Source organism: Amycolatopsis sp. WAC 01416, from assembly GCF_003947485.1.
In the GTDB taxonomy this organism is placed as follows: domain Bacteria; phylum Actinomycetota; class Actinomycetes; order Mycobacteriales; family Pseudonocardiaceae; genus Amycolatopsis.
Window position 1 is genome coordinate 959,545 of the sequence record NZ_QHHX01000002.1, and the last position, 18,204, is coordinate 977,748.

At 68.2% G+C, this 18,204-nt stretch carries 19 protein-coding genes; 14 read left to right on the forward strand and 5 right to left on the reverse strand.

The features are described from left to right. Positions 1-7: 7 nt before the first annotated feature. A complete protein-coding gene (locus DL990_RS09040) occupies positions 8-919 on the reverse strand; it encodes an aminoglycoside phosphotransferase family protein (RefSeq protein ID WP_125798366.1) in 912 nt (303 codons plus the stop codon). Between the two features lie 88 nt (positions 920-1,007). Here DL990_RS09040 and DL990_RS09045 point away from each other — a divergent pair, with 88 nt between their 5' ends. Continuing rightward, entirely contained in the window at positions 1,008-1,847 is an 840-nt protein-coding gene (locus DL990_RS09045; RefSeq protein ID WP_125780907.1) for a slipin family protein, read from the forward strand. Positions 1,848-2,016: 169 nt separating this feature from the next. Here the strand turns inward: DL990_RS09045 and DL990_RS09050 are convergent, their stop codons facing one another. Genes DL990_RS09050 through DL990_RS09060 form a run of 3 tightly spaced genes read right to left on the reverse strand, consistent with a single transcriptional unit; the run spans position 2,017 to position 3,426 of the window. Beyond that, positions 2,017-2,670 carry a DUF4190 domain-containing protein gene (locus DL990_RS09050; protein ID WP_125798367.1) on the reverse strand — a complete coding sequence of 218 codons (654 nt, stop codon included), beginning with the start codon at positions 2,668-2,670 and terminating at the stop codon, positions 2,017-2,019. Between the two features lie 49 nt (positions 2,671-2,719). Continuing rightward, positions 2,720-3,076 (reverse strand): DUF4190 domain-containing protein, encoded by a 357-nt coding sequence (locus DL990_RS09055; RefSeq protein WP_125780911.1) that lies wholly within the window; start codon positions 3,074-3,076, stop codon positions 2,720-2,722. Positions 3,077-3,108: 32 nt separating this feature from the next. Next, positions 3,109-3,426: a DUF4190 domain-containing protein gene (locus DL990_RS09060; RefSeq protein WP_125798368.1), complete on the reverse strand. Its 318-nt coding sequence runs from the start codon at positions 3,424-3,426 to the stop codon at positions 3,109-3,111. Between the two features lie 157 nt (positions 3,427-3,583). Between DL990_RS09060 and DL990_RS09065 the strand changes: the two genes are divergently transcribed. The 6 genes from DL990_RS09065 (at position 3,584) to DL990_RS09090 (ending at position 9,875) form a co-directional block, all read left to right on the forward strand. Continuing rightward, complete coding sequence (locus tag DL990_RS09065; RefSeq protein WP_125798369.1) at positions 3,584-4,780, forward strand: acyl-CoA dehydrogenase family protein; 1,197 nt, start codon at positions 3,584-3,586, stop codon at positions 4,778-4,780. A gap of 60 nt (positions 4,781-4,840) precedes the next feature. Beyond that, the gene (locus DL990_RS09070; RefSeq protein ID WP_125780917.1) at positions 4,841-5,356 is read left to right on the forward strand and encodes a general stress protein; all 516 of its coding nucleotides are present in this window, start codon (positions 4,841-4,843) and stop codon (positions 5,354-5,356) included. Positions 5,357-5,581: 225 nt separating this feature from the next. After that, a complete protein-coding gene (locus DL990_RS09075; protein ID WP_125780919.1) occupies positions 5,582-6,904 on the forward strand; it encodes an ABC transporter substrate-binding protein in 1,323 nt (440 codons plus the stop codon). Further along, positions 6,901-7,851, forward strand: a complete 951-nt coding sequence (locus tag DL990_RS09080) for a carbohydrate ABC transporter permease (RefSeq protein WP_125780921.1) — start codon at positions 6,901-6,903, stop codon at positions 7,849-7,851. Before DL990_RS09075 ends, DL990_RS09080 begins: the two co-directional genes overlap by 4 nt. Continuing rightward, positions 7,851-8,693, forward strand: a complete 843-nt coding sequence (locus DL990_RS09085) for a carbohydrate ABC transporter permease (protein ID WP_034313318.1) — start codon at positions 7,851-7,853, stop codon at positions 8,691-8,693. The genes DL990_RS09080 and DL990_RS09085 overlap by 1 nt, the downstream gene beginning before the upstream one ends. Before the next feature lie 3 nt (positions 8,694-8,696). Then, entirely contained in the window at positions 8,697-9,875 is a 1,179-nt protein-coding gene (locus DL990_RS09090) for an ABC transporter ATP-binding protein (protein WP_125798370.1), read from the forward strand. An 81-nt stretch (positions 9,876-9,956) separates the two neighbouring features. Here DL990_RS09090 and DL990_RS09095 read toward each other — a convergent pair whose 3' ends face one another. Further along, positions 9,957-11,306: an MFS transporter gene (locus DL990_RS09095; protein ID WP_125780925.1), complete on the reverse strand. Its 1,350-nt coding sequence runs from the start codon at positions 11,304-11,306 to the stop codon at positions 9,957-9,959. 118 nt (positions 11,307-11,424) lie between these two features. Here DL990_RS09095 and DL990_RS09100 point away from each other — a divergent pair, with 118 nt between their 5' ends. From DL990_RS09100 to DL990_RS09130, 7 genes are read left to right on the forward strand one after another with little or no spacing between them, the layout of a single operon-like run. Then, a complete protein-coding gene (locus DL990_RS09100; RefSeq protein WP_125780927.1) occupies positions 11,425-11,910 on the forward strand; it encodes a MarR family winged helix-turn-helix transcriptional regulator in 486 nt (161 codons plus the stop codon). A gap of 58 nt (positions 11,911-11,968) precedes the next feature. After that, on the forward strand, positions 11,969-12,907 hold the full coding sequence (locus tag DL990_RS09105) for a hydroxymethylglutaryl-CoA lyase (protein ID WP_125780929.1): 939 nt from the start codon (positions 11,969-11,971) through the stop codon (positions 12,905-12,907). Continuing rightward, complete coding sequence (locus tag DL990_RS09110) at positions 12,904-13,629, forward strand: enoyl-CoA hydratase/isomerase family protein (RefSeq protein ID WP_125780931.1); 726 nt, start codon at positions 12,904-12,906, stop codon at positions 13,627-13,629. The genes DL990_RS09105 and DL990_RS09110 overlap by 4 nt, the downstream gene beginning before the upstream one ends. Then, the gene (locus DL990_RS09115; RefSeq protein WP_125798371.1) at positions 13,626-14,813 is read left to right on the forward strand and encodes a CaiB/BaiF CoA-transferase family protein; all 1,188 of its coding nucleotides are present in this window, start codon (positions 13,626-13,628) and stop codon (positions 14,811-14,813) included. The genes DL990_RS09110 and DL990_RS09115 overlap by 4 nt, the downstream gene beginning before the upstream one ends. After that, positions 14,814-15,581 (forward strand): enoyl-CoA hydratase/isomerase family protein, encoded by a 768-nt coding sequence (locus DL990_RS09120; RefSeq protein ID WP_125798372.1) that lies wholly within the window; start codon positions 14,814-14,816, stop codon positions 15,579-15,581. After that, positions 15,581-17,179 (forward strand): AMP-binding protein, encoded by a 1,599-nt coding sequence (locus tag DL990_RS09125; protein ID WP_125798373.1) that lies wholly within the window; start codon positions 15,581-15,583, stop codon positions 17,177-17,179. The genes DL990_RS09120 and DL990_RS09125 overlap by 1 nt, the downstream gene beginning before the upstream one ends. Then, positions 17,179-18,150, forward strand: a complete 972-nt coding sequence (locus tag DL990_RS09130) for a nitronate monooxygenase family protein (RefSeq protein WP_125798374.1) — start codon at positions 17,179-17,181, stop codon at positions 18,148-18,150. Before DL990_RS09125 ends, DL990_RS09130 begins: the two co-directional genes overlap by 1 nt. Positions 18,151-18,204: the final 54 nt, after the last annotated feature.

Here is an 18,204-nt window from a genome sequence, read left to right on the forward strand (position 1 = left end):
CGTGTGATCACCGCAATGCCCAGGCGGCGATTCCGGGAACGGCGGCGTAGGCCGGGTCTTCGGCGAGGGTTTCGGGCGACTCGCCCTCGGCGAGGTCTTCGTGGAGCCAGATCCAGTTCTGCACCGCGCGGACGAGCGTCCACGCGCGCGTGCGTTCGGCGTCCACCTCGGCCGCCGCGGCGAACCACGCGATCTTTTCGTCCATTGTGGACTCGTTCGCCCGGTTCCAGAGGATCGAGATCGCGCCGAACTCGAGATCCCCCGAAACCGGCTTCGGGTCGATCACCAGCCACGGTTCGCGTTCCCCGGCGAGGACGTTCTCGAAGTGCAGGTCCTCGTTCACCATCAGCTCACCGGCTTCCGGTCCGAGGTTCACGCAGATTTCCACGGCCGCGTCGAGGTACTTCCGGTCGAACGGTTCGCCCAGTTCGCTCCAGGACTCCGGGAGTTCGGTGACGAGCTCCGCGGCTTCCTCGCGAAGGGAGCGCCGCAGCGTCTCGGGAGTGGGGACGGCCAGCCGTCGCGCGATCGCGCCGACCGTCTCGACGGCCTGCCGGATCGGCTCCGTTTCCAGCGACCGGGTGGCGTCGAGCCGCTCCAGGAGCAGCACGCCGTCCTCGGGCACGTTGTCGTACATCAGGACCGCGCCCTGACCGGCCCAAGTGGACAGTGCGAGCGGTTCGTCGTCGGATTCCTCGTGCGGCCAGCCGAGTTTGAGGATCGCGGGGGAGCCGTCCGCGCGGCGCACAGGCTGCGCGACGCCGACGAACCCGTGCATGGCCTCGCCGTCGTAGTCGAGCTGCCACTTGGCGGTGTACTTCTCGGCGAGGAACGGCAGCGAATCGAGCCATTCGGCGGCTCCGGGGCCGAGTCCGGCGGCGCGGTCGAGGAACTTGGGCGGGATCTTGAAACCGGTCACGAACCCACCTTGGCAGGTGCGTCCACCGTGTTTCCTCCGTGACCCGCCGGGCGTACCGTGAACAGTGAGAACAACCCCGGGAGCAGCCATGGTGGTGGAGATTCTCAGTGCGGTCGCCGTCGCGGGCGGTGCTTGGCTCGCGGCCAGCCTTCGTGTGGTGAAACAGTACGAACGCGGCCTCGTGTTCCGGTTCGGGCGGGTGCGCGCGAACATCCGGCAGCCCGGGCTCGCGCTGCTGGTGCCGTTCGCGGACAGACTGCAGAAGGTCAACATGCAGATCGTCACGATGCCGGTCCCCGCGCAGGACGGAATCACCCGCGACAACGTCACCGTGCGGGTGGACGCGGTCGTGTACTTCAAGGTGATCGACCCGGTGCTGGCCGCGGTCAACGTGCAGGACTACCGCTCGGCCGTCGGCCAGGTCGCGCAGACCTCGCTGCGGTCCATCATCGGCAAGAGCGACCTGGACGACCTGCTGTCCAACCGCGAACGGCTCAACGAGGGCCTGGAGCTGATGATCGACAGTCCGGCGCTGGACTGGGGCATCCACATCGACCGGGTCGAGATCAAGGACGTCGCGCTGCCGGAGTCGATGAAACGCTCGATGTCACGCCAGGCCGAAGCCGAACGGGAACGGCGCGCGCGGGTCATCTCGGCCGACGGGGAACTCCAGGCGTCGTACAAGCTTTCGCAGGCGGCCGCGACCATGGCCGACACCCCGGCGGCGTTGCAGCTGCGGCTGCTGGAGACCGTCGTGCAGGTGTCGGCGGAGAAGAACTCGACGCTGGTCCTGCCGTTCCCGGTGGAGCTGCTGCGCTTCCTCGACGCGAATACGCCGAAGCGGGAGGCGCCGCCGGTTTCGCAGGACAACGGTCAGGTGGCGCCCCCGGCGCCCCGGGAGCCGGGCGATGTGGAGCAGCGCCCCTAAGGGCATAGAGAAGCCCCAGGCGCTTGCATCAGAGGTGACACTGGGGCGTTCGTGCCGTCCGTCGAGATCGAAGAGGCACTGCTTCGTAACGCTCTGGATCGGTGCCTCCGCGAGCATTTTCGCGAGGATCAGTGTGGTATTCCGTGGTTCTTGCTGCCGACCCCCGTCGCTAATCCAGCTCGCCCCGCATACCGAGGATGATGAAGGTCCCGCCGAAACCGACCCACAGCGCGAGGACGATGTAAGCGATGATCACCGCCGCGAGCGCCATGCCGCGTCCGCCCGCCTCGCCGCGGTTCGCCTTCGCCAGCCCGATGTGGCCCAGGATCAGGCCGACGATCACGGTCACGCACGAGCAGAGGCCGATGATCGAGCACACCAGTCCGGCGATCGCCATCCCGTTGTCCTGCGATCGCGGGGGCGCCGCCATCGCGTACGGGTTGTACGGCTGCGGCGACGGATACGCGACCGGCAGCGGCGCGGGCGCGTACACCGGGGGAATCGGCGGGCCCGGAGCCGCGAACGGCGGCGGAACGGGCTCGGCGGTCAACGGGTCGATGGCCTGCCCGTACGTCTCGGCCGGAACCGGAACGGAAGGCGGCTCGGGAGCGGGAACAGGGTCCGGGGCAGCAGCCGAAGGGGGCTCGAACGGAGCGGGCGGCTCGAACGGCGCGGGCGGCGTGAAGGGCGCCGGCGGCTGGAACTGCTGCGGTTCCGCCGGGCTTGCCACAGCGTCAGAAGAAGCCGCAGTCGGGTCCGAGAAGGTGTTCGAGTCGGTGTAGGACGACGTCGACGGTGTGTCCTGAGAGTCGGAACTGCTCATCCGGTTGGCCCCCTGGTTCGTGCGGGACACCACCGTATCCGGGGACGGGTCACGACACGCTCGCGGCTCCGAGCGCGAGCACCGCGAACACGAACCACAGGATGACGGGGATCAGCCACAGCCCGGTGACGACGTACCCGACGACCATCCCGGCCTGCGCCATGCCCTGGCCGCCCGCTTCGCCGCGTTTGGCCTTCGAGAGCGCGATGTGCCCGAAGATGATCCCCAGGATCGCGGGGAAGCACATGACCAGCCCGATCAGCGAGCACACCAGCGACGCCACCGCCATGCCCTGATCCGGCGGCCGAACGTAGGCGTAGGGCTGGGCGTAGTACTGCTGAGGCGGCGGCTGGTACGGCTGGAGACCGTAGGGCTGCTGCTCGTACGGGTCGTGCGGATTCGTCATGTCGGTCCCCTCGTAGGTCGAGGACCGTATCGCTAACGGAAAGCGCCGTGTTTCGCGGCGATGTTCAGCGCGACCGGGATCGCGATCGCGTACAGGATGATGATCAGGTAGCCGACGACGAACGCGGCGAGCGCCATGCCCTTGCCGCCCGCTTCGCCGCGCCGGGCCTTCGCGAAGGCGACGTGGCCCATGACGATCCCGGGGATCACGGACACCAGTCCGATCAGCCCGAAGAGTGAAAAGATCAGCGCGGCCATCGCCAGGCCGGAGTCCTTGCTCCGCGCCGGTGGCTGATTCGGGAAGACGTACTGCTGTTGCGGCGGGAATCCACCAAAGGGCTGCTGAGCCATGTTCGTCCCCCTCGGACTGTGATCGGCTTGTCACGCCTACGCCATGGTCACGGATGGCGTACGCGTGACTGCGCTCATAGCGAGGTCTCCGCTCAGGCGTCATACTCACCGGTAACCCAGCGCCGGGAGCCCGGTGCGCGCGAATTTAGGAGCAGCGATGGCTCGCCTCGCCCAGACCGCCGGCTTGACCGACGTGCAGTCCGAGATCCTGGCCACGGTCCGCCAGTTCGTGGACAAGGAGGTCATCCCGCGCGCGCAGGAGCTCGAGCATTCCGACACCTATCCCGCCGACATCGTCGAGGGGATGAAGGAGATGGGCCTGTTCGGGCTCACCATCCCGGAGGAGTACGGCGGCCTCGGCGAATCGCTGCTGACCTACGCGCTCGTGGTCGAGGAGATCGCGCGCGGCTGGATGAGCGTCTCCGGTGTCATCAACACGCACTTCATCGTGGCGCACATGATCAAGCAACACGGGACGCCGGAGCAGAAGCAGCACTTCCTGCCGCGCATGGCGACCGGTGAGGTCCGCGGCTCGTTCTCGATGTCCGAGCCGGATCTCGGCTCCGACGTCGCCGCGATCAAGACCCGCGCCCGCAAGACCGACGACGGTTACGTCATCGACGGTTCGAAGATGTGGCTGACCAACGGCGGAAGCTCCAACCTGATCGCGCTGCTCGTCAAGACCGACGAAGGCGCCGAGAAGGCCCACCAGAACCTCACCACGTTCCTGGTCGAGAAGCCCGAGGGCTTCGGCGAGGTCGCTCCCGGCCTCACCATCCCCGGCAAGATCGACAAAATGGGCTACAAGGGCGTCGACACCACCGAAGCCGTGTTCGACGGCTACAAGATCGGTGCAGACAAGGTCCTCGGCGAAGCGCCGGGCAGGGGCTTCGCGTACATGATGGACGGTGTCGAGATCGGCCGCGTGAACGTCGCCGCCCGCGCCTGCGGCATCGCGATCCGCGCGTTCGAACTCGCCGTCGAGTACGCACAGCAGCGCAAGACCTTCGGCAAGGCGATCGCCGAGCACCAGGCGATCGCGTTCAAACTCGCCGAGATGGCCACCAAGGTCGAGGCCGCGCACCTGATGATGGTCAACGCCGCCCGCCTCAAGGACTCCGGCGAACGCAACGACGTCGAAGCGGGCATGGCCAAGCTCATCGCCAGCGAATACTGCGCCGAGGTCACCCAGGACTCGTTCCGCATCCACGGCGGCTACGGCTACTCCAAGGAATACGAGATCGAGCGCCTCATGCGTGAAGCGCCGTTCCTGCTCATCGGCGAAGGCACCAGCGAAATCCAGAAGACCATCATCAGCCGCGGCCTGCTCCGCGAGTACAAGTCCCGCTCCTGAACGTTCGCGCCTTTCGCCCGTCCTTGAGAAGATGGACCAGGACGGGCGAGAGGTGATTACGTGAGTGCTCCCTTTGGCGGAAGCGGCAGGGCCGCGGGTGGGCTGCCCAGGCTGCCGACACCGCCTTCAGGCTGGCCGATCGGTTCCTACGCGACGTACGGCGAAGCCCAGCAAGCCGTCGGTTTCCTCGCGGAGAAGGAGTTCGGGGTCGCCGACGTGACCATCGTCGGCGTCGACCTGATGCTCGTCGAACGCGTCGTCGGCCGGCTGAGCTGGGGCCGCGTGCTGGGCACCGGCGCGGTGTCGGGCGCGTGGTTCGGCCTGATCATCGGGCTACTGCTCGGCATGTTCAACAACCAGGGTTTCGCCTGGCAGCCCATGATCGGCGGGCTCTTGCTCGGCATCCTGGCGTGGACGGTCTTCGCGGCGATCAGCTACAGCATGTCCCGCCGCGACTTCTCCTCCGCGAGCCAACTGGTCGCCGGCCGCTACGACGTGCTCTGCCAGCCGCGTTCGGCCGAACAGGGGCGTGAGCTCCTCGCCCAGCTGGCGTTGGGCGGCCGCCCCGTGCGATGACATTCGGCGGTACTCGTTCACCTGTTCGTCGTGCGGTCCGCTGAATCGTTACCGATACTGCTTGCGGGCGGTGATCGCCCGGAATAGGTTGCACAACACCAGTCGGGCGGTCGCGTACTCCAGCGTGTCCGCCCGAGCACTAGCACGTCGGGGTGCTGGCGCGCGGGCTTCTTCAACGCGTCCTAGTGCCGCCGCTTCCCGAGCGTGCGCGGGTGAGGAGGCCTCATGGGGAAGAGGATGAGCGCGAGCCGGAGGGGCCGCTCACCAGGCCGCGCCGGCTCGTTACTCGGCGCGACAGCGCTGACGGCCGGTTTACTGGCGGGCTGTGGTTCGGATGCCGGACTCAAGATCAACGTCTACTACGCGCCGGAAGACAACTTCCAGTCCGTTGTGGACGATTGCACCAAGGCCTCTGGCGGACGCTACGAGGTCGTCTACAACAAACTTCCGCGACCGGCCGACGGCCAGCGGGAACAGATGGTCCGGCGCCTGGCCGCCGGGGACGATTCTCTCGACGTACTGGGGTTGGACGTCACCTGGGTCTCCGAGTTCGCCGAGGCGGGCTGGGTCGACGAATGGACGGGTGAAGCCAAGGCGGAGGCGACCGCGGGTGTCCTGCCGGGACCGCTCGAAACCGCCACGTGGAACGGAAAGCTCTACGCGGCGACCAAGAACACCAACGTCCAGCTGCTCTGGTACGACGACCGGCTGACCCCGACGCCGCCGAAGACCTGGGACGAGATGATCCAGCAGGCGCAGGCGCTCAAGGCGCAGGGCAAGCCGGCGAACGTCGTGTTCACCGGCGCGCAGTACGAAGGCCTCGTCGTCATCTACAACACGCTCGTCGAATCGGCGGGCGGCAAGATCCTTTCCGACGACGGAAAATCGGTCGTGATGGACGAGGGCGCGGTCAAGGCGCTGGAGATGCTCAAGAAGGTCACCACGGCCGGGATCACCGACCCGTCGCTGACCAACTCGAAGGAGGACGAGGTCCGCCAGGCGTTCCAGCGCGGAAACGCCGCCTTCGAACTGAACTGGCCGTTCGTCTACGCCTCCTACGCCAAGGAGAAGAAGGACGAGCTGAAGCATTTCAAATGGGCGACCTATCCGCGGTTCGAAGCGGACAAGCCCGCCAAGACCACGATCGGTGGCTACAACCTGGCGGTCAGCTCGACTTCGAAGCACAAGGCCGAGGCCTACGAAGTCGCGCTGTGCCTGCGCAACGAGAAGAACCAGAAGTTCTCCGCGCTCAAGGACGGTGTCCCGCCGACGATCGAGTCGCTCTACACCGACACGGTCCCGCTCGATGCCACAGCAGGCGTCAGCGACGACAACCCGAGCATGGACACGAAGTACCCGATGCGGGAAACGATCCTGGACGCGCTCAAGGACGCGGCGGTGCGCCCGCTGACCCCGGCGTACCAGAACGCCTCGACCGTGTTGTCGAAGGTGCTTTCCCCGCCTTCTGAAATCGATCCGCGGAAGACGGCGGAGAAACTGAAAGAAGAGCTCGCCGACGCGCTCGAGTCGAAGGGAGTGATCCCGTGACCGTGCAGGAAGCCGCCGGTTCGGCGACCGCGAGCAAACCGGGCAAGAAGAAGAAACCCGCGCTCAGTGAGGGAAAGAAGGCCGAGCGCAGACTCGGACTCTGGCTGTGTGCCCCGGCGGCGTTCGTGATGATCGCCGTCACCGGCTATCCGATCATCTACTCGATCTGGCTTTCGCTGCAGCGCTACGACCTCAGGTTCCCGGCGCAGCAGGAGTTCGTCGGCCTCGACAACTACATTTCGGTGCTGTCCAACGGCTACTGGTGGACGGCGTTCGGGACGACGATGGGCTTGACCATCGTTTCGGTGGTGATCGAGTTCGTCCTCGGCATGGGCCTGGCGCTGATCATGCACCGGACCCTCGTCGGACGGGGCCTCGTGCGGACGGTCGCCCTGATCCCGTACGGCATCGTGACGGTGGTCGCGGCGTTCTCCTGGTACTACGCCTGGACGCCGGACACGGGTTATCTGGCCAACCTGTTCTTCCCGGACAGCGCGCCGCTGACCGAATACTGGCCTTCGCTGGCGATCATCGTGCTGGCCGAGGTGTGGAAGACGACGCCGTTCATGGCGCTGCTGCTGATGGCTGGGCTGGCGCTGGTGCCGGACGACCTGCTGAAGGCGGCGGCGATGGACGGCGCGACCGCGTGGCAGCGGTTCACCAAGGTGATGCTGCCGGTGATGAAACCGGCGATCCTGGTGGCGTTGCTGTTCCGCACCCTGGACGCGTTCCGCATCTTCGACAACATCTTCGTGCTCACCAACGGTGCGCAAGATACGTCTTCGGTGTCGATGCAGACCTACAACAACCTGGTCAAGGGGTTGAACCTCGGGATCGGGTCGACGATGGCGGTGCTGATCTTCATCACGGTGGCGATCATCGCGTTCATCTTCATCAAGGTGTTCGGCACGGCCGCACCCGGCAGTGACAATGGGGGTAAGCGCTGATGGCGATCGGTGGAGCGGTCACTCCCGGCCGCAAGTTCAAATGGGGCCTCGTCGACATCCTCGTCCTGGTGTTCGCGCTGTTCCCGGTGCTCTGGGTGGTCTCGCTTTCGTTCAAGACCAAGGAGACCCTGGACGACGGGAACTTCATCCCGTCGGAATGGACGTGGCAGAACTACGCGGACATCTTCGAGACCACGGAGTTCATCAGGGCACTGGTGAACTCGATCGGGATCGCGATCATCGCGACGGTGATCGCGGTCGTCCTCGGCACGATGGCGGCGTACGCGATCGCGCGGCTGGACTTCCCGGGCAAGCAGGTGCTGGTCGGGATGTCGCTGCTGATCGCGATGTTCCCGCAGGTGTCGCTGGTGACGCCGCTGTTCAACATCGAACGTGAGCTGGGGCTGTTCGACACCTGGCCGGGGCTGATCCTGCCGTACATCACGTTCGCGCTGCCGCTGTCGATCTACACGCTTTCCGCGTTCTTCCGGGAAATCCCGTGGGAGCTGGAAAAGGCGGCGAAGATGGACGGCGCGACCCCGGCACAGGCGTTCCGGAAGGTGATCGCGCCACTGGCGGCACCGGGGGTGTTCACCACCGCGATCCTGGTGTTCATCTTCTGCTGGAACGACTTCCTGTTCGCGATCTCGCTGACCTCGACCGAGGCCTCGCGCACGGTCCCGGCGGCGCTGTCGTTCTTCACCGGGTCGTCGCAGTTCGAAGACCCGACCGGGACGATCTCCGCGGCCGCCGTGGTGATCACCGTCCCGATCATCCTGTTCGTGTTGTTCTTCCAGCGTCGCATCGTGGCGGGGCTGACGTCCGGTGCGGTGAAGGGCTGACCCATGGCTGAAATCGTTCTCGAAAAAGTGTCCAAGAAGTACCCCGACGGCGCCCTCGCGGTGTCCGAAGTGGACATCACGATCGCCGACGGTGAGTTCATCATCCTGGTGGGTCCGTCCGGCTGCGGGAAGTCCACGACCTTGAACATGGTTGCGGGCCTGGAGGACATCTCCTCCGGCGAACTGCGGATCGACGGCCGGCGCGTCAACGAGAAGGCGCCGAAGGACCGCGACATCGCGATGGTGTTCCAGTCCTACGCGCTGTACCCGCACATGAGCGTGCGGGAGAACATGGCGTTCCCGTTGCGGCTGGCCAAGGTCGACGACAAGATCGTGCGTGCGAAGGTCGAGGAAGCCGCGCAGATCCTCGACCTGACCGGACATCTGGACCGCAAGCCGGCGAACCTGTCCGGCGGGCAGCGGCAGCGCGTCGCGATGGGACGGGCGATCGTCCGTAACCCCAAGGCGTTCCTGATGGACGAGCCACTGTCCAACCTGGACGCGAAGCTCCGCGGCCAGATGCGGACCTCGGTGTCGAAGATCCAGAAACAGCTGGGCACGACGACGCTCTACGTCACACACGACCAGACCGAGGCCATGACCCTCGGCGACCGGGTCGTCGTGCTGCGGGCGGGCTACGTGCAGCAGATCGGGTCGCCGCAGTTCCTCTACGACAACCCGGCGAACCTGTTCGTGGCCGGGTTCATCGGCAGCCCGTCGATGAACTTCGTGCCCGCGACGCTGGAGAACGGGACCGCCCGCAGCGCGCTGGGCGACATCCCGCTCACCGACCGGGTGCGGCAGCTGGTCGAGGCCGCGGACGCGCCGCGAGAGGTCATCGTCGGCATCCGGCCGGAGCACTTCGAGGACGCCGCGCTGGTGGACGCCGCCGCCCGTCAGGGTGCGACGTTCACCGCCCACGTCGACGTCCTCGAGTCGATGGGTTCGGAGAAGTTCGCGCACTTCACGGTCGAAGGTGAGGCCGCGTCGTCGTCCGACCTCGCGGATCTCGCCGCCGACAGCGGATCCTCGGACGTTCCCGGTGCCGAGTCGCAGATCGTGGCCCGCCTCTCGGCGGCGTCCTCGGCGGCGGAGAACCAGAACGTGGAACTGTGGTTCGACGCGGACAAGATCAAGCTGTTCGACGGGGCCAGCGGCAAGAACCTGACCTACACCGAGTAGGCGCCGGTACACGGTGGGCCGGGTGGGTCGTGAGTGGCGATTCGGGTTCTAACCCGAATCGCCACTCACGACCACCTGTACCTAGCGCTTCTCCTTCAGGTCGCTCGCTCGCACGCCGACCAGGAGGACGACCACCGCGAGCAGCACTATCCCGCCGCTGATCTGCAGCCCGAGGGAAAGACTGCCGGTGGAGGACTGGATGAAGCCGAGCAGCGACGGTGACGCGGCGGCGGCGAAGGAGCCCATCGAGGTGACGACGGCGATGCCGGTCGCGGCCGCGCGGTCCGACAGGTAGATCGACGGGATCGAGTAGAACACCGTCAAGCCCGAATAGTGTGCCGCCGCCAGGACGGCGAGCAGGATCACGACCGCCACCACGTTGCCGTGGGAGAAGGAGATCGCGAACATCGTGAGGGCCGCGATGATCCACGCCGTCGCGGCGTGCCAGCGCCGTTCGAGGGTGCGGTCGGAATGCCGTCCGACGAGCAACATCGCGCCGATGCCGACCAGCGGTGGCACGGCGGAGAACAGGCCGAGGTTCAGCACGTTGCCCACCCCGGCGTCGGCGATGATCCTCGGCGCCCAGAACGAAACGGCGTTGGCCAGGGTGTACGCGCCGCAAGCGCACAGCCCGAGGATCCACACCTTGGGGTCCTTCAGCGCCACGCGAAGCCCGGCGTGGGTCTGCGTGCCGCCCTTGCCGCCCTTGAGCCGCTGATCGGCGTCGAGATCGGCGCGGACCGCGGCCTTCTGCGCGGGAGTGAGCCAGCGAACCTGCTCTGGCTCGTCGGCGAGCCAGAACAACACGACGAGGGCGAGCAGGATCGGCGGGATTCCCTCGATGAGGAACAGCCATTGCCAGTCCGCCAAGCCGGCGACGCCGCCGAGCGAATGCATGATCCCGCCGGAGATCACCGAACCGACGATCCCGGAAACCGGCACCCCGATGAAGAAGATCGCGGTCATGCGGGTCCGGCGGGCGGACGGGAACCAGCGGGACAGGTAGAAGAGTGCCCCGGGGAAGAAGCCCGCTTCGGTGACGCCGAGCAGGAACCTCGCCACGTAGAAGGTGAACTCGTCCTGGATGAACATCGTTGCCACGGTCACGGCACCCCAGGACGCCATGATGCGCACGAGTGACTTGCGGGCTCCGATGCGTGCCATCAACGCGTTGCTCGGCACCTCGAAGAGGATGAACCCGATGAAGAACACCGTCACGCCGAGGCCGTAGACCGCGGGGCCGAAGCCGAGATCGCGTTTGAGGCCCTCCTGCGCGATTCCGATGTTCGTCCGGTCGATGAAGCTGACGATGTAGCAGATCACGAGCAAGGGCATGATCCGCAGCGCGATCGCGCGGTAAGTGGCGGGGCGGTCGACCGACGCGGTGTCCGGCACGGCCGGCTGGTCGGTGGAGGGACTGGAATCGGCCACGGTGTTCGACTCCCTTGTCGAGGTGCGTGTGCCGCCGCGGGGTGCGGCGACGACGCGTAGCATGCGCTCCAGTGTTGATACTGTCAACAGTCGAAGGATGATCGGTAGGATGCCCGGCATGACCGAACGTCCGGATGGACACGAGCTCGTCCCGATCTCCCGGCTGCTCTCCTACCGACTCTCCCGCACGTCGGCCGCGCTGTCGCGTTCTGCGGCGCTGCGCTATCGCCGGGAGTTCGACGTGAGTCTCGGCGAATGGCGGGCGATCGCCCTCATCGCGGCCGACCCGACGCTCACCTTGAATCGGCTGGCTCGCCGGGCGGGGCTGGACAAAGCCCAGATGAGCCGGGTGGTCGCCAAGCTGGTCGAGCGCGGATTCGTGAGCCGGACGGCGGCCTCGCGCCGCACTTCACGGCTGGCGTTGACCGAGGACGGTCTCGCTGTTTACCGGGGCCTCATCGTCGCCGCGAACGAACGCGACGCGGCCTTCCTTGGCATCCTGACCTCGGAGGAGACCGAAGTTCTCGAGCGCGCCCTCGACAAACTCGCCGACGCCGCGCTCGCCGTCGAGCAGGAGGAGCGCGAGCGTGACGAGAAACCCTAAGTGTTGACATTATCAACTGTCGGCGAGTAGTTGTGGAGTCACCAGAGGAGGTGACTCGATGACCGACGAGGTCACTGTTTGTGAGTGCTTCGCCAGGGACGGTCTGCAACACGAGCCGGAGTTCGTCCCGACGGCGACGAAGGTCGCCCTGCTGGAAGGTTTCGTCCGCGCGGGATTCACGCGAATCGAGGCGACGAGTTACAGCCATCCGGAGCGGGTCCCGGCGTTCTCGGACGCGAGCGACGTCCTCGCCTCGCTCGACCGGCGGCCGAGCGTCGCCTTCAAGGCGACGTGCCCCAATCCCCGCGCCGTGCTGCGCGCGCTGGACGACCTCGAACGTGGTGCGGGGGCGGAAGAACTGAGCCTGCTGGTCTCCGCCAGCGAGAGCCACACCGAGCGGAATCTGCGCACCACCCGCGACGCGCAGTGGGAGCGGGTCACGGAGATGGTTCGCCTGGCGGACAAGCGTTTCCGCCTGATCGGCGTGGTGTCGGTCGCGTTCGGCTGCCCGTTCGAGGGCGCCGTGGACCCGGGGCGGGTCGCCGAGGACGTCGCCCGGTTCGCCGACCTCGGCGCCGACGCGGTGACCCTGGGCGACACCACCGGCGTGGCGACGCCGAAGAGCGTGACCGCACTGTTCGAACGGCTCGGCCGGGCCCATCCCGCGCTGCCGCTGATCGCGCACTTCCACAACTCGCGGGGCGCGGGTATCGCCAACGCGGTCGCCGCGTTGGACGCGGGCTGCCGCCACTTCGACAGCGCGATGGGCGGTGTCGGCGGCCACCCGTCGTCGATCGGCTACGGCGCCGGGCTGACCGGGAACGTCTGCACCGAGGACCTCGTCGACCTCTTCCACGCGATGGGTGTCCGAACCGGACTGGACCTCGACGCACTCGCCGAGTCGTCCGCCGCCTGCGAGGAAGCCCTCGGCCGTCCGCTGTACAGCATGGTCGCGCGAGCCGGTTTCGCCCGCACACAAGGAGAAAGCCGCCGATGACCGTCACCCTGCTCACCGAAGACCGCGACCGGGTCCGGATCCTCACCCTCGACCGGCCGGAGAAGCTCAACGCGCTCGACACCGCCCTCACCCTGGCGCTGCGGGACGCCCTCGACGACGCCGACCGCGATCCCGGTGTCCGCGCCGTCGTCCTGACCGGCAACGGGCGCGGATTCTGTGCCGGCGCGGACCTTTCCGAGTTCTCCGCCCTCACCCCCGACCAGCCCGGCGCCGTGCTCGAACGGGCGGCGCTGACCGCCGGACTCCAGACCCGGATGCAGCGGATGGGCACCCCGGTCGTCACCGCGGTCCGCGGCGCGGCCGTCGGCGGCGGGGCAGGCCTCGCGATCGGCGCCGACATGGTCGTCGCGGGCGACGATCTGCGCTTCGGCTACCCGGAATTGCGGCACTCTCTCGTCCCGGCCCTGGTGATGACCGGCCTGGTCAGGCATCTGGGCCGCAAGCTCGCGTTCGAGCTGATCAGCACCGGCAGGCTGCTCACCGCTGCCGAGGCCTTCGAACACGGCCTGGTCAACCGGGTGGTCGCTCCCGAGGACGTCCTCACCGCGGCACTGGAGATCGCCGGGACATGGGCGGCCGTCGAGCCACGGGCCCTGAGCGCGGCCAAGGACCTGTTCTACCGGGTCGGCGATCTGCCGACCGACGCCGCAATGCGCGCCGGACAGGACGTCAACGCGCTGATGCGGGGGTTCCGCCGGTGACACCGCCACTCGAGGGCATCACCGTGCTCGACTTCTCCCGCGTGCTGGCCGCCCCGATGGCCACGCAGATCCTCGGCGAACTGGGCGCGACGGTGATCAAGGTCGAACGGCCGGGCTCCGGCGACGAGACCCGCGGCTTCGAACCCCGGCTCCCTGCCGGGGAAAGCGCCTACTTCTTCGCCGTCAACCGGGGCAAGCGTTCGGTGACCCTCAATCTGAAGGATCCCCGCGGGCGCGACGTCGCCCGCCGCCTCGCCGCCCGCGCGGACGTCGTGGTGGAGAACTTCCTGCCCGGCACCATGGACGGACTCGGCCTCGGGTACGCGGAGCTGGCGGCGGACAACCCCGGTCTGGTGTACGTGTCCGCCACCGGGTTCGGGCAGACCGGTCCGGACAGCGCCCGCAAGGGTTACGACACCGTTTTCCAGGCCCTGTCCGGAATCATGGCGATGACCGGTGAACCGGACGGTCCGCCGGTCAAGACCGGGATCCCGGTGGCGGATCTGACTTCGGGACTCTGGGTGGTCATCGCCGCGCTCACCGGGCTGGCGGGACGCGGCGTCACCGGACGCGGCCGTCACCTGGACGTGTCGATGATGGACGTGCAGCTCAGCCTGCACGCCTTGAACGCCGCCAGGCTGTTCGCCCTCGACGAGGACCCCGCGCCGACCGGCAGCCAGCACCCCGGTCGCGTCCCGTCCGCCGCGTTCCAGGCCGCGGACGGCCGCTGGGTGCACATCAGCTGCAGCGACCAGCACTGGCGTGACCTGTGCCGGGTGCTCCGCCTCGACGAACTCGGCTCCGACCACACGCTCCGGGACAACGCGGGACGAGTCGCGCAACGGGACCGGGTGATGACCGCGTTGCGCACCGCGATCGCTTGCCGTGACAGCGACAAGCTGGTCGAAGAGCTGCGGGCGGCCGACGTGCCCGTCGGTGAGGTGCGCGGCGTACGCGAGGCACTGGCCGATCCGCATGCGCGAGCGCGTGGCGTCGTTGGTGCCTTCTCCCATCCCACCGAAGGCACGTTCCCCGCGCTCCGCACCCCGTTGCGGGAGACGGGCGCGCGGCCACCGGACACGGCCAGTCCGCCGATGCTGGGCGCCGACACCGACGCCGTGCTCGCGGACGCGGGCCTCGGCACGGACGAGATCGCCGCCCTGCGCGGCGCGGGGGTGATCTGAATGGACGAGCGGATCCGGCTCGACATCGCCGACGGGATCGCTCGGCTGCGGCTGGCCCGCGCGGCCGCGCGCAACGCCGTCGACCTGCCCCTGTGCCTTGAGCTACGCGCGGCTTTCGAGGAGATCGACGCCGACGAGTCGGTCCGCGTCGTCCTGATGTCCGGAGAGGGCCCGGTCTTCTGCGCCGGTGCCGACCTCAAGGAGCGTGTCGGCAAGGACGCCTCGTGGGTGCGCCGCCGTCGCGTGGCCTCGTTCGCCGCCTACGCCGCCATCGAGGCCTGCCGCCGTCCGGTGGTCGCGCTGGTGCACGGTGCCGTCGTCGGTTCGGGTGGCGAGATCACCCTGGCCGCCGACTTCGCCATCGCCGCCGAGGGCACCACGTTTCGCTTCCCCGAGCCGCATTGGGGCACGATCGGCGCCACCCAACGGCTCCCGCGCGCGATCGGACCACGGCGGGCCAAGGAACTGCTGTTCACCAACCGCCCGCTGGACGCGGCGGAAGCCCGCGAGCTCGGGCTGGTCGTGCGGGTGGTCCCGTCGGAGGAGCTGACCGAGGTCGGCCTCGAGACGGCGCGGAGCATCGCCAAGGCGCCACCGGGAGCCATCGCGCTGACCAAACGCGCGGTGGATCTCGGCGGCGAAACCGACCTCGACCGCGGCATCCGCATCGAAATGGCCGCGATCGAACAGAATCTGGACACTGGTGACTGGCGTGCCGGTCTCGACCGCTTCCGCGGCCGCTCCGCCACGCCCGAGGAGACAGAGTGATGGACCTGCGCACCGTTTGCCCGCTCACCGCGCACGAGGCGCTGGAGCGCGCCGCGATGACCGCTCCGGATGTCGAAGCCGTCGTCACCGCCGACGCGCGGATCACCTACGGCGAACTCGCCGGGCACGTCGTGCGGATCAGGGCCGCGCTGGTGGCACACGGTGTCGGGCGAGGAGACCGGGTCGGCGTCTGCCTCGGCAACGGGCCCGACTGGGTCGCGCTGTTCGTCGCGATCGGCTCGCTCGGCGCCGTCACCGTGCCGGTCAACACCCGATGCACCGCGGACGAGGTGCGGTACATGCTGGCCAAGGCGAAGGTCTCCACGCTCTTCGTCGCGGACCGCGTGCTGCGCGTCGACTTCATCGCGATGCTGCGCGAACTGGGCCTCGGCGCCGACGGGCGCTGCGCCACGCTGCCCGACCTTGCCTCCGTGGTGGTACTCGGCACGGAAGTGCCGGACGGGGTGACGGCGTGGGCGACGTTCCTCGCCGCGGCAGGCGATGACGCACCGGCCACCGCGGAACCGGACGACGTCCTGCTCGTGCAGTACACGTCGGGCACCACGTCCCGGCCGAAGGGGGTCCTGCTGACCCACCGCGGCATGTGCGCCAACGCGTACTTTTCGGGCGCCCGGCTCGGTTTCCGCGTCGCCGACCGGTTCCTCAGCGCCCGGCCCTTCTTCCACGTCGCCGGAAGCACCTTGTCGGTGCTCGCCTGCCTCCAGCACGCCGCCACCCTGGTGACCATGGCCAAGTTCGAGGCCGGGGAAGCGTTGCGCCTGCTGGAAAAGGAACGCTGCACGCATTTCTCCGGCAACGACACCATCGCGATGCTCCTGCTCAACCATCCCGACCGCGCCGCACGGGAACTCCATCTGCGCGGCGCTTGGGTCGCCGCCTCACCGACGGTGATCCGGCGCGTGATCGACGAGCTCGGTGCCCGCGAATGCGTTGCGGGATATGGCCTTTCGGAGGCGTCGCCGAACGTCGCGCAGTCGTGCTGGTGGGAAGCGGAGGAGATCAGGGCGTCCGGCGCGATGGCCGTAGAACCCGGGGTGGAGGTCCGGATCCGCGCGCTCGACGGGGATCAGGACTGCGCTCCCGGTACCCCCGGCGCGATCCTCGTCCGCGGCTGGAACGTCATGCGCGGCTATCTCGACGCGCCCGAGCAGACGGCCGCGGCGATCGACGCCGACGGCTGGCTGTCCACCGGGGACGTCGGCCTGCTCGATCACACCGGCAGGCTCCATTTCACCGGGCGCACGAAGGACATCATCCGCGTCGGCGGGGAAAACGTCGCTCCCGCCGACATCGAGGACGTCCTGCATCGCCACACCGCGGTCCGGCAGGCCGCCGTGGTCGGCGTGCCCGACGAACGGCTGATCGAGGTCCCGTTCGCGTTCGTCGTGCTCCGCGAGCCCGACGCGGTCACCGAAGAGGAACTCCTGCGCTGGGCGAAAGTCCACATGGCGGGCTTCAAGGTGCCGCACCATCTGCGGATCGTCGACGGCTTCGAAGGCATCGGCATGACCGCGAGTTCGAAGGTGCGGAAGAACCAGCTCGCGGCACACGCTCGCACCCTGTTGGGGCTTGCCTGATGAGCCGGATCCCGACCGCCGTCACCGAACTGCTGGGCATCGAGCTGCCGATCGTGCAGGCAGGGATGTCCTGGGCGTCGTCGTCCTCCGCGTTGCCGCTCGCGGTGAGCAACGCGGGCGGCCTCGGTGTCGTCGCCGCCGGGCCGATGCGGCTGCCGGACCTGGCCCGCACCCTCGGTGAGATGGCTGACGGCACCGACTCGCCGTGGGCGGTGAACCTGCCGCTGTACCGGTCGGGTGCCGACGAGGTGATCGAGTTGCTGCTCGCGCGGCGCCCACCGGTGCTGATCGCCTCGCAGGGCGGTCCGCGGCGCTACCTCGACCGTTTCCACGACATCGGGACGATCTGCCTGCACGTCGTCGCCGGTACCGAGCACGCGCGGAAGGCCGTGGACGCCGGCGTCGACGGGCTCGTCGTGGTCGGCGCCGAGGCCGGGGGACATCCACCGCCGGGCCTCGTCACGACGTTGGTCCTCACTCGCGCGGTCGCGACCGCGGTGCCGGGCACCCCGATCGTCGCGGCCGGAGGCCTCGCCGATGGTGCCGGACTCGCCGCGATGCTCGCCCTCGGCGCGGGCGCCGTCCAATACGGCACGCGATTCCTCGCCAGCGCCGAAGCCACCGTGCATCCCGGGTACAAGGACGCCGTGGTCGCAGCCGACATCGGCTCGACCCGCACGGTCGGCCGCGGACTCGGCCTGATCAGGGCGCTGGCCAACGACTTCACCGACCGGATGGCCGAACTCGAGGACGGCGCCGCCGATCTCGAACAACGACGCGGCGTGTTCGCGGCTTCGACCCTGCGGGACGCCGCGCTCGACGGCGATCTGACGAACGGCAAGGTCGAAGCGGGTCAATCGGCGGGGCTGGTGACCGACGTCCTGCCCGCGGCCGTCATCATCCGGCGGATCGTCGACGAGTACCGCGCGGTCGTCGATCAACTGCCCCGTGCCGACGTCACCGATCCGTAGAATTCGTCCACTTCGGACATCCGGATTCCGACCTTCGGCGGTTTACGATCACCG

Coding starts and splice junctions, on each gene's coding strand:
- DL990_RS09045 (WP_125780907.1), top strand. CDS start 1,008: ATGGTGGTGGAGATTCTCAGTGCGGTCGCCGTCGCGGGCGGTGCTTGG.
- DL990_RS09105 (WP_125780929.1), top strand. CDS start 11,969: ATGACCGACGAGGTCACTGTTTGTGAGTGCTTCGCCAGGGACGGTCTG.
- DL990_RS09110 (WP_125780931.1), top strand. CDS start 12,904: ATGACCGTCACCCTGCTCACCGAAGACCGCGACCGGGTCCGGATCCTC.
- DL990_RS09120 (WP_125798372.1), top strand. CDS start 14,814: ATGGACGAGCGGATCCGGCTCGACATCGCCGACGGGATCGCTCGGCTG.
- DL990_RS09130 (WP_125798374.1), top strand. CDS start 17,179: ATGAGCCGGATCCCGACCGCCGTCACCGAACTGCTGGGCATCGAGCTG.
- DL990_RS09065 (WP_125798369.1), top strand. CDS start 3,584: ATGGCTCGCCTCGCCCAGACCGCCGGCTTGACCGACGTGCAGTCCGAG.
- DL990_RS09100 (WP_125780927.1), top strand. CDS start 11,425: ATGACCGAACGTCCGGATGGACACGAGCTCGTCCCGATCTCCCGGCTG.
- DL990_RS09060 (WP_125798368.1), bottom strand. CDS start 3,426: ATGGCTCAGCAGCCCTTTGGTGGATTCCCGCCGCAACAGCAGTACGTC.
- DL990_RS09090 (WP_125798370.1), top strand. CDS start 8,697: ATGGCTGAAATCGTTCTCGAAAAAGTGTCCAAGAAGTACCCCGACGGC.
- DL990_RS09055 (WP_125780911.1), bottom strand. CDS start 3,076: ATGACGAATCCGCACGACCCGTACGAGCAGCAGCCCTACGGTCTCCAG.
- DL990_RS09125 (WP_125798373.1), top strand. CDS start 15,581: ATGGACCTGCGCACCGTTTGCCCGCTCACCGCGCACGAGGCGCTGGAG.
- DL990_RS09085 (WP_034313318.1), top strand. CDS start 7,851: ATGGCGATCGGTGGAGCGGTCACTCCCGGCCGCAAGTTCAAATGGGGC.
- DL990_RS09075 (WP_125780919.1), top strand. CDS start 5,582: ATGGGGAAGAGGATGAGCGCGAGCCGGAGGGGCCGCTCACCAGGCCGC.
- DL990_RS09050 (WP_125798367.1), bottom strand. CDS start 2,670: ATGAGCAGTTCCGACTCTCAGGACACACCGTCGACGTCGTCCTACACC.